At 65.1% G+C, this 14,005-nt stretch carries 13 protein-coding genes; 7 read left to right on the top strand and 6 right to left on the bottom strand.

The window, feature by feature from the left end; genetic code table 11:
* Positions 1-46: 46 nt before the first annotated feature.
* The 3 genes from rraA to V9L17_RS20080 all read left to right on the top strand — a co-directional run bounded on the left by rraA (position 47) and on the right by V9L17_RS20080 (position 3,967).
* Positions 47-544: a ribonuclease E activity regulator RraA gene (rraA, locus tag V9L17_RS20090; protein ID WP_337352644.1), complete on the top strand. Its 498-nt coding sequence runs from the start codon at positions 47-49 to the stop codon at positions 542-544.
* A gap of 115 nt (positions 545-659) precedes the next feature.
* Positions 660-2,321 (top strand): MDR family MFS transporter, encoded by a 1,662-nt coding sequence (locus tag V9L17_RS20085; protein ID WP_337352643.1) that lies wholly within the window; start codon positions 660-662, stop codon positions 2,319-2,321.
* A 209-nt stretch (positions 2,322-2,530) separates the two neighbouring features.
* The gene (locus tag V9L17_RS20080; RefSeq protein ID WP_337352642.1) at positions 2,531-3,967 is read left to right on the top strand and encodes a sugar porter family MFS transporter; all 1,437 of its coding nucleotides are present in this window, start codon (positions 2,531-2,533) and stop codon (positions 3,965-3,967) included.
* A gap of 84 nt (positions 3,968-4,051) precedes the next feature.
* On the opposite strand, the gene V9L17_RS20075 is transcribed toward V9L17_RS20080, so the two are convergent.
* The 4 genes from V9L17_RS20075 to V9L17_RS20060 all read right to left on the bottom strand — a co-directional run bounded on the left by V9L17_RS20075 (position 4,052) and on the right by V9L17_RS20060 (position 8,804).
* On the bottom strand, positions 4,052-4,573 hold the full coding sequence (locus tag V9L17_RS20075) for a GNAT family N-acetyltransferase (protein ID WP_337348702.1): 522 nt from the start codon (positions 4,571-4,573) through the stop codon (positions 4,052-4,054).
* Positions 4,574-4,766: 193 nt separating this feature from the next.
* Positions 4,767-5,930, bottom strand: a complete 1,164-nt coding sequence (locus tag V9L17_RS20070; RefSeq protein ID WP_337352641.1) for a mannitol-1-phosphate 5-dehydrogenase — start codon at positions 5,928-5,930, stop codon at positions 4,767-4,769.
* Positions 5,930-7,981 (bottom strand): PTS mannitol transporter subunit IICBA, encoded by a 2,052-nt coding sequence (locus tag V9L17_RS20065; protein ID WP_337352640.1) that lies wholly within the window; start codon positions 7,979-7,981, stop codon positions 5,930-5,932. The genes V9L17_RS20070 and V9L17_RS20065 overlap by 1 nt, the downstream gene beginning before the upstream one ends.
* Before the next feature lie 100 nt (positions 7,982-8,081).
* Positions 8,082-8,804: a TetR/AcrR family transcriptional regulator gene (locus V9L17_RS20060; protein ID WP_337348699.1), complete on the bottom strand. Its 723-nt coding sequence runs from the start codon at positions 8,802-8,804 to the stop codon at positions 8,082-8,084.
* Between the two features lie 158 nt (positions 8,805-8,962).
* Between V9L17_RS20060 and ptsP the strand changes: the two genes are divergently transcribed.
* Both ptsP and V9L17_RS20050 read left to right on the top strand, forming a co-directional pair.
* The gene (gene ptsP, locus V9L17_RS20055) at positions 8,963-10,648 is read left to right on the top strand and encodes a phosphoenolpyruvate--protein phosphotransferase (RefSeq protein WP_337348698.1); all 1,686 of its coding nucleotides are present in this window, start codon (positions 8,963-8,965) and stop codon (positions 10,646-10,648) included.
* A gap of 43 nt (positions 10,649-10,691) precedes the next feature.
* Positions 10,692-10,970 (top strand): HPr family phosphocarrier protein, encoded by a 279-nt coding sequence (locus V9L17_RS20050; RefSeq protein WP_131135386.1) that lies wholly within the window; start codon positions 10,692-10,694, stop codon positions 10,968-10,970.
* A 3-nt stretch (positions 10,971-10,973) separates the two neighbouring features.
* Here the strand turns inward: V9L17_RS20050 and V9L17_RS20045 are convergent, their stop codons facing one another.
* Entirely contained in the window at positions 10,974-11,780 is an 807-nt protein-coding gene (locus tag V9L17_RS20045; protein ID WP_337348697.1) for an alpha/beta fold hydrolase, read from the bottom strand.
* A 51-nt stretch (positions 11,781-11,831) separates the two neighbouring features.
* On the opposite strand from V9L17_RS20045, the gene V9L17_RS20040 reads away from it, so the two are divergent.
* Both V9L17_RS20040 and V9L17_RS20035 read left to right on the top strand, forming a co-directional pair.
* Entirely contained in the window at positions 11,832-12,251 is a 420-nt protein-coding gene (locus tag V9L17_RS20040) for a helix-turn-helix domain-containing protein (RefSeq protein ID WP_337348696.1), read from the top strand.
* A 74-nt stretch (positions 12,252-12,325) separates the two neighbouring features.
* A complete protein-coding gene (locus V9L17_RS20035; RefSeq protein ID WP_337348695.1) occupies positions 12,326-12,679 on the top strand; it encodes a hypothetical protein in 354 nt (117 codons plus the stop codon).
* Here V9L17_RS20035 and V9L17_RS20030 read toward each other — a convergent pair.
* Entirely contained in the window at positions 12,676-13,896 is a 1,221-nt protein-coding gene (locus V9L17_RS20030; protein WP_443198052.1) for a PucR family transcriptional regulator, read from the bottom strand. The genes V9L17_RS20035 and V9L17_RS20030 overlap by 4 nt on opposite strands.
* Positions 13,897-14,005 lie beyond the last annotated feature (109 nt).

Raw genomic sequence — 14,005 nt, 5'->3', positions numbered from 1 at the left:
CGGCACAACTGCCTTTCAGGGACTGCCGGAAACCCCAGGAGAACGCATGACATCAGCTGCAGGAAACCCCTCCACCCAGGCCATCAACACGGCCGATCTCTACGATGAACGAGGGGAGGAGCTTGCCTCGGTGTCTCTCCAGTTCCAGTCGCTCGGGGGCCGGTCACATTTCAGCGGCCAGGCGCGGACCATCCGCTGCTTCCAGGACAACGCCCTGGTGAAGGCCACACTGGCCACCCCCGGACACGGCCATGTATTGGTGGTAGACGGCGGCGGCTCGCTGGCCACCGCCCTGATGGGGGACATGATCGCCGAAAGCGCCGTGGCGAACGGTTGGGCCGGCGTCGTGATTAACGGTGCCATCCGCGACCGGGAGGCGATCGCCCGGCTGGACCTGGGCGTCAAGGCGCTGGGCAGCAACCCGCGCAAGAGTGGCAAGGACGGAGTCGGCGAGGTTGATGTTGACGTTGTGCTCGATGGCGTGAGCATCCGGACAGGGGCCATGATCTGGTGCGATCCGGACGGCATCCTCGTGGAGCGCTGACCCCGCCCGGCAAGGGGCCGCAAAAGAAATCCATGGCTCAGGGAATGAAACGGGACGTAACATAGTTACCGAAAGCAACTATCAAGCGTGATCCCTTTTCTTCCCTGGAGCAGTTATGTCCAAAACAACCGCTGTGAGCGCCGCCGGCGAAACCCTGACGCAGCGTCAGATCGTCACCGTGATGGTGGGACTCATGCTGGGCATGTTCCTGGCATCCCTGGACCAGACCATTGTGTCCACCTCCATCTACACCATCGCCAACGACCTGGACGGGCTCTCCCTGCAGGCGTGGGCCACTACCGCGTACCTCATCACCTCCACCGTGAGCACGCCGCTCTATGGAAAGCTGAGCGACATCTTTGGCCGTCGCCCGCTGTACCTGATCGCCATCGTGATCTTCTTGGCCGGCTCGTTGTATGCCGGCTCAGTGCACTCGATGACAGAATTGGCCATCGCCCGCGGTGTCCAAGGCCTGGGTGCCGGCGGCCTGCTGGCCCTCGCGCTGACCATCATCGGCGACATCGTGTCCCTGAAGGACCGGGCCAAATACCAGGGCTACTTTATGTCGGTGTTCGGCATCTCCTCGGTCCTGGGACCCGTGGTGGGCGGCGCGTTCGCCGGATCAGCCAACATCCTGGGCTTTGACGGCTGGCGCTGGGTGTTCTTCATCAACCTGCCCATCGGCCTGGCCGCGCTGACCGTGGTGTTCCTGTTCCTGCACCTGCCGGCCAAGCACGTGAAACAGAAGATCGACTACTTCGGCGCTGCCGCCATCACCCTGGCAATCGTCCCGCTGCTGCTTGTAGCGGAACAGGGCCGCAGCTGGGGCTGGGCGTCCATGAACTCCTTCCTCTGCTACGGGCTGGGTGTTGTAGGCATCGCTTGGTTCCTGCTCGCCGAAAAACGGGCCGGCGACTACGCACTGATCCCGTTGCGGCTCTTCCGGAACGCCACGTTCGGCTTGTCCTCGCTGCTGAACTTCATCATCGGCATTGGCATGTTCGGTGCCATCGCCATGCTGCCGATGTACCTGCAACTGGTGAAGGGCCTCACCCCCACTGAAGCCGGCCTGATGATGATCACCTTTACCCTTGGCATCCTGACCGGTTCCATCACCGCCGGCCGCACCATCTCGGCCTCTGGCACGTACCGGATCTTCCCCATCACGGGCACCGCCATCCTTACCGCCGCTGCACTGGTCATGGGACTGTCCCTCGGTGTGGACACAGGCCTCTGGGTTCCCGGCGTGATTGCCGTGTTCTTCGGCATGGGGCTGGGTTTTTGCATGCAGCCGCTCACCTTGGCCATGCAGGTGTCCGTGCCGCCGAAGGACATGGGTGTGGGCACGTCCTCCGCCGCCTTCTTCCGGTCCATGGGCGGCGCGGTGGGAACGGCCGTGTTCATCTCCATGCTGTTCAGCGTCGCGGCGGGCCGGATCGCGGACGGCATGAAATCCGCGATGGAAAGCGCCGACTTCCAGGCCGTTCTCAAGGACCCGGCCGTTGCGGCGGATCCGGCTAACGCCAAGCTCTACGAGTTCTTCCAGAACGGCGCGTCCAACGAGTCCCTCAACGACACCAGCTGGCTGCATTCCGCCAACAGTGTGCTCACCCGACCCATCACGGAGGGCTTCGCCTACGCGATCGACACCGTGATGCTCACCGCCGCGGTGCTCACGGGCATCGCGTTCCTCATCAGCTTCGCACTGCCGAACAAGAAGCTGACCGACCCGAAGGCCGCCCCTCGGGAAGACGCAGTTGCGGTGGCGGCTCACTAAGGCGGCCCCGGGCCGCAAAACTGATGACGACGACGGCGCCGCGGGCCCGCCGTCGTCGTCTGTCTGTCTGGGAGGGTGATCGTCCCAAGTGGAACCGCGGGCGGTGACGTGCCACACTGTTTAGCGCGTGTGCGCCGGCCGTCTGGGCCGGTACCGCAGCCGACGACGTCCGCACCGCATCCACCCAACCCCCAAACCCAGGGAGCACCATGCCCACCGCCAAGGAGCAGACAACCGCCAAAATCCCCCAGCGGGTGATCTGGCTGGCACTCGCGGGCGCGGTAGGTGGCTTCCTGTTTGGTTTCGACTCCTCCGTGGTGAACGGCGCAGTCGATGCCATCAAGGACGAGTTCGCGCTCTCGGAGGCCGTCACCGGCTTCGCCGTGGCCATCGCCCTGCTGGGCTGCGCCGCCGGCGCTTTCCTCGCCGGCAAGGTGGCCGACCGCTACGGCCGCATTCCGGCCATGAAGCTCGGCGCCCTGCTGTTCCTGGTCAGTGCCGTCGGCACCGGCTTTGCGTTCGGTGTCTGGGACCTGATCTTCTGGCGCCTCGTGGGCGGCCTGGGAATCGGCCTGGCCTCGGTCATCGCGCCGGCCTACATTTCGGAGATTTCGCCACGGCAGGTCCGCGGGCGGCTGGCATCGCTGCAGCAGCTGGCCATCACCACCGGTATCTTCGCCGCACTCCTTTCGGATGCCCTCTTCGCCACCAGCGCCGGAGGCGCGGACCAGGCGTACTGGCTGGGCATCGAGGCGTGGCGCTGGATGTTCCTTGCCGCAGCCGTTCCGGCCGTAGTCTACGGCTGGATCGCATACACCCTGCCGGAATCCCCGCGGTTCCTGGTGTTCCAGGGCAAGGAAGACGAAGCCCGTAAGGTCTTCGACTCCATCGCCCCGGACGAGGACACTGACCGACACATCCGCGAGATCCAGGACGCGATCGAAGAGGACAAACTGGCTGGCCAGAAAGGCTCCCTCCGAGGCAAAACCTTCGGGCTGCAGGCCGTCGTCTGGATTGGCATCATCCTCTCCGTCCTGCAGCAGTTCGTGGGCATCAACGTGATCTTCTACTACTCCACCACCCTGTGGAAGGCTGTCGGATTCCAGGAGAAGGACTCGCTCACCATCTCCGTTGCCACCTCGGTCACCAATATCCTGGTGACTCTCATCGCCATCGCCCTGGTGGACCGGATCGGCCGACGCCCCATCCTGCTGGCCGGATCCATCGGCATGGCGGTCTCGCTGGGCACGATGGCCGTGGCATTCTCCACCGCCGTGGGCTCAGGTTCGGACATCTCCCTGCCGGGCGCCTGGGGCCCGGTAGCCCTGGTGGCCGCCAACATCTTTGTGGTCAGCTTTGGCGCGTCCTGGGGCCCGCTGGTCTGGGTGCTCCTCGGCGAGATCTTCCCATCCCGGATCCGCGCCCGTGCCCTGGGCCTCGCCGCCGCCGCACAGTGGGTGGCCAACTTCGCCATCACGCTCAGCTTTCCCGTCATGGCCGCCGGCTCGCTGCCGCTGACGTATGCCATGTACGCGCTCTTCGCTGCGGCGTCCTTCTTCTTTGTGATGTTCAAAGTGCCGGAGACCAACGGCATGTCCCTGGAACAGGCCGAGACACTGTTTGTACGCAAGGGCGCAGCCGCCTAACCCCCCTCGCGCCGCCCAACTAAGTAGCAGCACATGTCGTTTTGAGCCCTCAAAAGAGCATCTGCTGCTACCTAGTTGGGGTATTCAGAGGGTCAGCTTCATGCCCTCATGGCTGGCGTCGAACCCCAGCCGCTCGTAGAACCGGTGGGCGGCCGTACGGGACTTGTGAGTAGTTAGCTGCATCATCGAACAGCCACGGCGCCGGGACTCCTCGATCGCCCACTGCACCATGAGGTTGCCGATGCCCTGCCCCCTCAGGCTGCCCGCAACGCGCACACCCTCGATCTGCGAGCGCCAGGACCCCTGCCGCGAAATACCAGGGAGGAAGCTCAGCTGGAAGGTGGCAACCACGGGCCCCTCCTCGGACCCGGGCGGCAACAGATCACCAACAGCCAGAAGGTGGGACCGGTCGGCGTCGATCGCTTCAAAGGCCTGCTCGTAAGGGGCCATGTCCTCGGCCCGTTCGCGGCCGGCACCGAGGGAATCATCGGCAAGCAGCGCCACAATGGCGGGCAGGTCGGCGGGCAAGGCATGGCGGAGGCGGAAGGTCCCGCCGTCGACGTCGGCAGTCAACAAAGGGGGCAGGGCGGCTGGGTTCCGGGTCACCTCACCAGCATTCCACAGCCCTGCGGGCGTGCGTGTACGGTGGAAAAGCCGATTTTGTAACCGCCATCACCCATTCGGCGGGCCACTCGAAGGATTTTGCACATGCCTGGTCAGAGCGTCAGGGCCGGGAGAGAACAAGGCACGACGCCGGCACTCGAGGTGGGTGCCGGCGTCGTGTGTGTTGAGAGAGGGTCTAGGCCGGGGCCTTGGCACCTTCCGCCTGGCGTTCCTCCACCAGGGTGGACACGGCCTCGAACAATGGATGCTCCGGCGCCAGCCCGGTGATCCGGGCAGTGGCGTCGGCCGGTGATGAGGAAGCCAATATCTCCGCGAGCTCGGTGGCCTCGGCGTCGGCGGGGTCGTTGAAGCGCAGGGCTGCGGCGATCGCACCCAGGAGCGCTTCGGGCACGATCCCGCGTTCCGCCAGCTCCGCGGCCGGGCCGATGAACCGCTCGTGCCGGCTGAGTTTCCGCAGCGGGGCGCGGCCCACCCGGTTCACGGTGTCCGGCAGGTGCGGGTTGGAGAACCTGACCAGGATCTTCTGGACGTAGGCCTCCTGCTCGTCGTTGCTGAACCCATGCTTGGCAACCAGGAGCTGCTTGGTTTCCTCCAGGACCGCGCGGACATCCTCGGCAACGTCCTGGTCGGCCATGGCTTCGGAAATCTTCTCCAGCCCGGCCTCAAAACCGAAGTACGCCGCGGAAGCGTGCCCCGTGTTCACGGTGAAGAGCTTCCGTTCGATGTACGGTGCGAGCTCGTCCACAAAAGTGGCCCCAGGAATCACCGGCGGTACGCCACCAAACGGCGTCCGGTCGATGACCCATTCGTAGAACGTCTCCACCGTGACATCCAGCCCCTGTCCGGGCTCCTGGTTGGGCACGATCCGGTCCACTGCTGTGTTTGCGAACACTGCCGCGGAGTCAAGTGAACCGGCGGCTTCGTCCCAGAGCCCGGCGACTTCGCCGCGCAGGATGTCCGTGGCGTTGATGGCGTTCTCGCAGGCCATGACCTGCAGGGGCGCCAGTCCGGCCTCCCGCGCCGCGATGCCCCGGGTGATGGCGGGGGCCACGAACTTCAGGATGTGCGGACCGACGGCGGTGGTGACGATGTCCGCCGTCGCGATTTCCCGCACCAGCTCCGCATCGTGCGTGCCGGAGTTCAGCGCCCGGAAGTTGTCGACCGTCCGGACGGTAGGGTTCTCCCCTACCTCGTGGACGTTGTAGCTGTCAGCTGCCGCCAACTGGTTGATGAGGTCCTCGGCGACGTCCGCGAACACCACCTCATACCCGGCCTGGTGCAGCAGCAGCCCGACAAAGCCACGGCCGATGTTTCCCGCCCCGAAATGTACTGCCTTCACTATGCGTTGACCTTTCCGAACAGCTCCAGCACTTCGTCCACCGATGTGGCGGCCTCCAGCTGGGCAACCTGGGCCTTGTTGGTGAAGACCTTCGCGATGGAGGACAGGATGTGGAGGTGTTCGTTATTGATGCCGGCCACGCCCACGACGAACTTGACCTCCTTGCCGTTCCAGTCGATGCCCTCCGGATACCGGATCACGGACACAGCGGACTTCCTGATGTGGTCCTTCGCCGCGTTGGTGCCGTGCGGGATGGCCAGGTAGCTGCCCATGTACGTGGACACCGACTCTTCACGTTCGTGCATCGCAGCGATGTAGCCCTCGTCCACGGCACCGCGGGCCAGCAGGAGCCGGCCGGCTTCATCGATCGCGGCATCGCGGGTAGTGGCGGTGCCGTTCAGGATGACGCTGTCCGCTACCAAAATCTCGGAAGGTACGACGGCGGCTGGTGCGGTTGTCCCCGCGTCACCCGGAGCCGTGCCACCCGGGGCTGAGTCCACCGGGGTGTCCGCAGCGTGGGCGCCATGGCCGGCGGCAGCACCGGCGTCGGACGTTTCCGGAGCGTTGCTCTTCTTGACCAGCTCAACAATTTCGTCGTAGCGCGGGCTGCTCATGAAGTTGTCCACGGAGTAATGGACGGCGCTGGAGGTTGCAGGCTTGGCCCGTTCCGTCAGGTCCTGGTGCGTGATCACCACATCGTAGGTGTCGCTCAGGTTGGCGATGGCCGCGTTGGTGACCTTGACCTCCGGGAAGCCGGCGGCCTTGATCTTGTTCCGCAGCACCGATGCGCCCATGGCACTGGAGCCCATGCCGGCGTCGCACGCGAAGACGATGTTCCTGACCGGTCCGGCCAGGACAGCCGTCCCTACCCCGCCGCCGGCACCCGCGCCGGTCAGCGTGGAAGCGACGGAACTCTTCTTGCCCTTCATGGCTTCCATGCGGCTGGTGGCCTCGGTCAGGTCCGTTTCGTCGCTGTGCTTGGTGGTCTTCAGGATCACCGAGGCGACGACGAAGGAAACTGCCGTGGCGAGCAGGACTGCAAGGATCACGCCCAGGTAGCTGTCCCGGGCGGTCTGGGCCAGCACTGCGAGGATGGAGCCGGGAGCGGACGGCGCCACGAGGCCCGAGTTGGTGATGGACAGCGTGGCAATGCCCGTCATGCCGCCAGCGATCGCGGCCAGGATCAGCAGCGGGCGCATCAGGACGTACGGGAAGTAGATTTCGTGGATGCCGCCGAAGAAGTGGATGATGGCAGCGCCCGGGGCGGAGGCCTTCGCTGCACCGCGGCCGAAGAACATGTAGGCGAGCAGGATGCCGAAGCCGGGGCCCGGGTTGGCCTCAAGCAGGAACAGGATGGACTTGCCCTGCTCCAGGGACTGCTGGATACCCAGCGGGGTGAGTACGCCGTGGTTGATGGCGTTGTTCAGGAACAGCACCTTGGCGGGCTCGATGAAGATGCTGGTCAGGGGAAGCAGGCCGTTGCTGACCAGGAACTGGACCACATTGCCGGCGGCCGTGCTGAAGGCCGTGACCAGTGGGGAGATCCCGTAGAAGCCCAGCATGGCCAGCAGGCCGCCCCAGATGCCGGCGGAGAAATTGTTCACCAGCATCTCGAAGCCAGGCCGGATCTTGCCGTCCCAGAGCGAGTCGATCTTCTTCATGGTCCAGCCGCCCAGGGGCCCCATGATCATGGCGCCAATGAACATCGGGATGCCGGCGCCGACGATGACGCCCATGGTGCCGATAGCACCCACCACGCCGCCGCGGACGTCGTAGACCATGCGGCCGCCGGTGTAGGCAATCAGGAGCGGCAGGAGGTAGGTGATCATGGGACCGACCAGGCCAACATTCGCCACACCTTCGGCATTGGTACCAAAGCCGCCCAGTTGGGGAACAGGGATCCAGCCCTTTTCGATAAAGAGGGCGGTGATGAGGCCCCAGGCGATGAACGCCCCGATGTTGGGCATGATCATTCCGGACAGGAACGTCCCGAACTTTTGGACGCCAACGCGCACGCTGGTACGGGGTTTTGCAACTGTCTCTGTTGCCATGTGATTTCCTAACCGTGATTCCTGCTGCTCCGCAGGATGGTCCGATATTTCGACGACGGTACTGCCTGTGCAAAAGTGCTGTTGTGCGGCTTGGGACCGGCTAGCTGCTGGTCGAGATCCGGTGAAGCCACTCGAGGAAGAGTTTGAGTTCCGAGCTGGAGAGCTGGTCTGAGTGCGAGGCCTGAAGTGCGGCATTCAGGGCAATCGCTGCCACCACTACCGAGGACTTCCCGGAGTCATCCGGGCTGCCACCGGCAGACTGGTCCGCGGACACCGCAAAAATCATGGCGTCCCGCGTCATGGTGGACAATTCAAGGTTCCGTTCAGCGGCAGGCTCCGCAATCAGCATGAGGGTCACCCCTACGTTGGCGGCCAGGATGGATCTGGCTGCTTCCCGCGGCTGGACGTTCAGCTGGCCTGCCACCGCTGCTTTGTTCAGCATCTCCTCCATCAGGGCCTCGGCATCGGCAACGATGGCGGGACGGCTTTCAGGACGGATATTGCCGAACATCACCAAGTACAGTTCCGGCTGGTTGAGCCCGAACTGGACGTGGTTGTCCCACATCCGCCGGATGTCCTCCAGCGGGTGTCCGGACGGGGCGAAATCCCTTTCCCCCGCGACATATTCCTCAAATCCCGCGGCGACGACGGCGTCAAACAGACCTTCCTTGTCACCGAAGTGGTGATACAGAGTAGGTGCCGTAACCCCTGCCAGCTGTGTGATCTGGCGGGTGGAGACGGGTGCCCCCGCGGATTTTGCCAGCAATTCGGCCGCCGCACGCAGCAGCCGCATTTTGGGGGGAAGCTGGCCATCCAAACTCATAACCGCTACCCTATCACCTATAGCATTGCTATATGAACTGAATCACATACAATTTTTTCAGGCACGTTTCGCGCCACCTGACGTAGCAGTCACGGCGCCCCGGCATGGCGCCGGGAACCTTGGCGGGCCTGGCTACCGGCAGAGAATGAGGACCTTCAGTGCAGAACTTCCCAGGAGTTGGCGTCAGCCCAGGCCGCATCATCGGCACCGTCCGGCAGATGCCCAAACCGATCAGCGAACCGCCTGCAGGCGAACAGCTGGCCGCCGGTGTCACGCCTGAGGATGCAACCGCAGCACTCAAGGCAGCCTCGCAGGCCGTCCACGACGAACTCAAGGCCCGTGCCGCCCACGCCACCGGGGACGGCAAGGCTGTCCTGGAGGCCACGGCACTGATGGCCAAGGACACCATGCTGATCAAGGGCGCGGCCAAGCTTGTTGCCCGCGGCCTCTCGAGCGAACGCGCCATCTGGGAATCCGGTTCCTCGGTCTCGGAAATGCTGCACAACCTGGGCGGGTACATGGCCGAACGCGCTACGGACGTCCTGGACGTCCGCGCCCGGATCGTTGCCGAACTTCGCGGCGTTCCTGCGCCCGGCATCCCCAGCTCCAGCACGCCGTTTGTGCTCGTGGCGGAGGACCTGGCACCGGCCGACACCGCGACCCTTGACCCGAACAAGGTCCTGGCCCTCGTGACGGCAGGCGGCGGACCGCAGTCCCACACCGCCATCATTGCCCGTTCGCTTGGCCTGCCGGCGGTGGTGGCTGCTGTGGGAGTAGACGAGCTCGCGGATGGCACGGAAGTCTATGTTGACGGCGCCGCAGGCAGCATCACCGTAGATCCTGACGACTCGCTGCGTGCCGCGGCGGATGCGTGGGCGGCCACGGCTTCCCTGCTGGCTGAGTTCAGTGGCACGGGCACGACGGCGGACGGCCACCTGGTGCCGCTGCTCGCCAACGTGGGCGGCGGCAAGGACGCCGAGGCGGCCGCCAAGCTCGGCGCCCAGGGCGTGGGCCTGTTCCGCACCGAATTCTGCTTCCTGGAACGCGACTCCGAGCCCACCGTCGAGGAACAGGCCGCAGCCTACAAGAGCGTCTTTGATGCCTTCCCGGGGAAGAAGGTGGTGCTTCGTACGCTCGACGCCGGCGCTGACAAGCCCCTTCCGTTCCTGACCGACTCCACGGAACCCAACCCGGCCCTGGGGGTCCGCGGCTATCGCACGGACTTCACTACGCCCGGTGTCCTCGACCGCCAGCTGGAAGCCATTGCCCTGGCTGAGAAGCAATCCGAAGCGGACGTGTGGGTCATGGCTCCAATGATTTCGACGGCGGAAGAAGCGGCCCGTTTCGCTTCAATGTGCGCCGACGCCGGCATCCGGACGCCCGGGGTCATGGTGGAAGTTCCTTCCGCCGCCCTCACTGCCGAAGCGATCCTGCGCGAGGTGGGCTTCGCGAGCCTGGGCACGAACGACCTCACCCAGTACGCCATGGCCGCGGACCGCCAGCTGGGCCCGCTCGCCAACCTGAATACGCCCTGGCAGCCCGCAGTCCTCCGCCTGGTGGGGCTGACTGTGGAAGGCTCCCGCGCCGAAGGCAATAACAAACCTGTGGGTGTCTGCGGTGAGGCCGCAGCCGACCCCGCCCTCGCCGTCGTTCTTACCGGCCTGGGTGTGGCCACGCTGTCCATGACTGCGCGCTCCCTGGCCGCCGTCGCAGCGGTCCTGAAGACCGTGACGCTCGCCGAGGCCCAGGAGCTCGCCAAGCTCGCGCTGTCCGCACCCAGTGCCACCGAAGCCCGGGCCTGGGTCCGCGAAAAGCTGCCCGTCCTCGACGAACTTGGGCTCTAGCGCCGGTGCCCGCGCGAACTTTCAACTACCAGGAGGAATAAAAATGCCCGAACGCATCGCCACCATTGCCAGCCGCTCAGGCCTGCACGCCCGTCCGGCCGCTCTCTTTGCCGAGGCCGCCGGCGACGTCGGAGTGGAGGTCACCATCGCCATGCAGGGTGAGCCGGCGGATGAGGCGCTGGACGCTTCCAGCATCCTGTCGCTGATGACGCTCGGTGCGGCCAAGGGCGACGTCGTGGTGCTCCGGGCCGAAGGTGACGGGGCGGATGCCGCACTCGATTCCTTGGTCAAGCTCCTGGAAACGGATCTCGACGCCGAGTAGTGCTCAGGCGGTAACACCGAATCCGTCGACTGCCCGGACCCAGCTGCTGATCGCGGCGGCCGTGGCTCCCGGCGCCGTGTGCTGAAGGACGTGCCCCACCCCGGGTATCTCCGCCAGGCTGCCTTGTGGCGCCTGGGCGGCGAGCCGTTCGCACCACCCGCGCCGGGCCACGGGGTCTTTCGCTCCGCGCATCACCAGCACAGGCTGGCTGACACCCTGGATCCTGGATTCGAGCGGATAGTCCATCATCACAGGCAGCTGTGTGAGGTACCAGCGCAGGCCGGTCCGGAAGTAGTCCCCAAAGACAATGACATTCGAGGACACGGATTCGCCGAACACCGCATCACGTGTGAGGGCCAACGCCTGGAGCGGCACCGATTTCCTGGTGCTGTCCACCACCGGGCCCATCAGCACCAGGCCAGCGACCAGTCCGGGGTCCTGGAGGGCAAGCTCCACCGCGTATTGCGTGCCCATGGAGTGGCCTACCAGCATGCAGGACCGGACCCCGGCGCCAGCCAGCACACTGCTGACAAACGCAGCATATTCCCCCACGGGCACCTGGCGGCCGGGCCTGGGCGCGGCGCCGAAGCCGGGGAGGTCCAAGGTGTAGACATCAGCCACCAGGGCCAGCTCATGGTGTAGACGTGCAAAGTAGCGGTGGGAAACACCGATGCCGTGCAGCAGCACGTAGGTGGGCCTGTTCCCGCTTCCATTTTCGGCGGCGGGTCCGCTGGCGTGTCGCGTTGCCGAAGCGTACAGCCGTCCGGTGAGGCCGCCCGACGTGACCTCCCGGCCATCACCTAGTTTCATCAGGCGAGCATACCGCCACCGGGTCCGCAGCAGCGGGTTAGGCTGTTGCCCATGGCATTGATAGCTCCCCGGATGACCGCCGGCCTCCCGGTCGAGGACGCTGAGAATCTGCAACGGGCACTGGCGGGAAGCCACGACATCACAGTCTTTGTGGACGGCACGGTCCACCGACTTCCGCCCCAGGCGCGGGACGCCGTCGTTGACCTTCTCAGCCGCTTTAGCCGGGGTGAGGCAGTGGCCGTCAGCAGCGTGGAGGAAATGCTTACCACCTCCCAGGCGGCGGAACTGGCCGGCATCTCCCACACGTATTTGCGCAATATGACCGATCGCGGCGAAATACCTGTGGAATACCGGGGCACGCACCGCAGGATCCGGCGGGCGGCCATCGTAGCCTGGCTGGAAGAACAGAAGAAGACGGACCAGGCGAAGCGGCAGGCCACCGAAAATGACGGCCCGCGCGCCCCAGAATGACGGAGTGATAAGGATCAAGCAACGATCTTGGCGAGCCCTTAAAAGAGGCTGACTGCCGGGGTTAGGCTTGATTTGTGGCGAATTTCAGAGGGTTGCACGTGGTGGCGGGCATTGCCGCCATGCTGGTTGCTGCCATGCTGGGATCCGCCATGAGGCTGAACAACACTGCGGTGGTGATGTCCAGTTGCGTAGTTTTCGTCGCCGTGGCCATGTGGGCTGACAGCGCAATCTCCAAGCGCCGCCGCGCAGCAATGGGAATTCAAGAAACCCTGACCCTGCAGCAGGCAGCTTCCCTGGACCAGGCAACGTCCCTGGAGTCCGGCCGTGAAGCTGCTCCTGCCACCCGCCAGGACATTCCGCAGCGCGCCGTCCAGGACCAATCGATGGCACCTGACGAACCCTCCAAACACGAAGGTAACGCCGCCTAAATCCTGGGCCGGGCCGCCCACCGGCGCATCTTCAGGGCAGCATGCAATTCCAGCCTGGGCAGGCCCTTGAGCGGGTCCACCCCGAGCAGGGCCCGGATACGGCCCAGCCGGTTGTAGATGCTGCTGCGGTGCAAATGGAGTTTATCGGCCACGTCCTGCACTGCTCCGTCGTTGTCGTACAGCAGCTCCAGGACAGGGATCAGTTCACCGTTTCGGTCGTGGTCCTCCAGCATTCGAAAGTAGACCGACCCGGAATCCGTCCAGGCGCCCGCCCCGCCGCCGGCCGATGCCAGCAGCTGGTAGACCCCGGTGGCCCGGCAGTCCACCAGCTCACCCAGCTGCGGATCCACCGCTGCTGCCTGCGCGGCCAGCTTGGATTGCCGGTACGCCTCTGCGAAACCCCTCGGCCGGGCGAATCCCTCGCTGATTCCAAGGATGATGCGGTGCACCGGGCGGCCGGAGCGCTTGGCCAGTTCCAGCTGATAGTGGACCAGCACCTGGGCATGGTTGGCGCGGCCCGTGGACTCCTTGAACAGCACCACGGAATGCGTTTCGGTGCCCGCGCTGAACAGGGCCACGTCCACCCCGATGGTGGCCTGAAGTGCCGCCGACCGGTGGATCAGGGTGGACGCGATGGGGTCCGGCCCTCCGGCCCAGCCGTCGGAGTCAAGGACCGTGACCATCTGCCACGGACCCTTGCCCTGAATCTCCTTCCATCCCGCAACAGCCGCCACAGCGTTCGCCTCGCCGGAACAGGCAGCCAGGAATTCGCGTTCGCGGCCGCGGCGGAACTCGGATTCAGCCGTGTTCGAATCCAGCAACAGGCCGGAGAGCATCTCGATTTCGTGGTTCACTTCCGGCAGTTGGGTGAGGATCGCCGTCGGGTTTTCATCCTCCGAGTCCTGCTGGACCCACAAGTAGCCCACCCGGAAACCGCGCACCATCAACGGCACGCAGACCCGGCCCAGCATGCCCAGCTCTGGGTTAGCGGGGATCACAACGGGGCGGACCGCCGTCGAAATACCGTGCGAAAGCTGCCAGGCGCTGACGTCCACGGGGACGCGTTTGCTCAGCAGGAAGTTGACCCGGACGCGGTCGGCGTGGGACTGGTTGGAGCTGTACGCGAGCAGCAGCCCGTCCAGGTCCTCCAACGAAAGCCCCCGCCCGAGCTTCTGCGCGATGCGCTCCACGAGCTGTTCGACATCCTGCTGCTGCATGGGCCAACAGTACTGCCGGGACGGGTGTTGCCGCGAACGGACACGAGGCGACACCTGACGCTTGCACGCTGGACAAATGTCGAGCCGTGTTTTCAAAAATCCGCGGAAT

The organism is Pseudarthrobacter sp. CCNWLW207 (assembly GCF_037203945.1).
Classification (GTDB): domain Bacteria; phylum Actinomycetota; class Actinomycetes; order Actinomycetales; family Micrococcaceae; genus Arthrobacter.
This window is presented reverse-complemented; position numbering and strand designations above follow the sequence as displayed.

Bases quoted from the DNA above. Each gene is read 5' to 3' on its own strand.
- rraA (WP_337352644.1), top strand. From the start codon at position 47: ATGACATCAGCTGCAGGAAACCCCTCCACCCAGGCCATCAACACGGCC.
- V9L17_RS20085 (WP_337352643.1), top strand. From the start codon at position 660: ATGTCCAAAACAACCGCTGTGAGCGCCGCCGGCGAAACCCTGACGCAG.
- V9L17_RS20080 (WP_337352642.1), top strand. From the start codon at position 2,531: ATGCCCACCGCCAAGGAGCAGACAACCGCCAAAATCCCCCAGCGGGTG.
- V9L17_RS20065 (WP_337352640.1), bottom strand. From the start codon at position 7,981: ATGGCAACAGAGACAGTTGCAAAACCCCGTACCAGCGTGCGCGTTGGC.
- V9L17_RS20060 (WP_337348699.1), bottom strand. From the start codon at position 8,804: ATGAGTTTGGATGGCCAGCTTCCCCCCAAAATGCGGCTGCTGCGTGCG.
- V9L17_RS20050 (WP_131135386.1), top strand. From the start codon at position 10,692: ATGCCCGAACGCATCGCCACCATTGCCAGCCGCTCAGGCCTGCACGCC.
- V9L17_RS20045 (WP_337348697.1), bottom strand. From the start codon at position 11,780: ATGAAACTAGGTGATGGCCGGGAGGTCACGTCGGGCGGCCTCACCGGA.
- V9L17_RS20040 (WP_337348696.1), top strand. From the start codon at position 11,832: ATGGCATTGATAGCTCCCCGGATGACCGCCGGCCTCCCGGTCGAGGAC.
- V9L17_RS20030 (WP_443198052.1), bottom strand. From the start codon at position 13,896: ATGCAGCAGCAGGATGTCGAACAGCTCGTGGAGCGCATCGCGCAGAAG.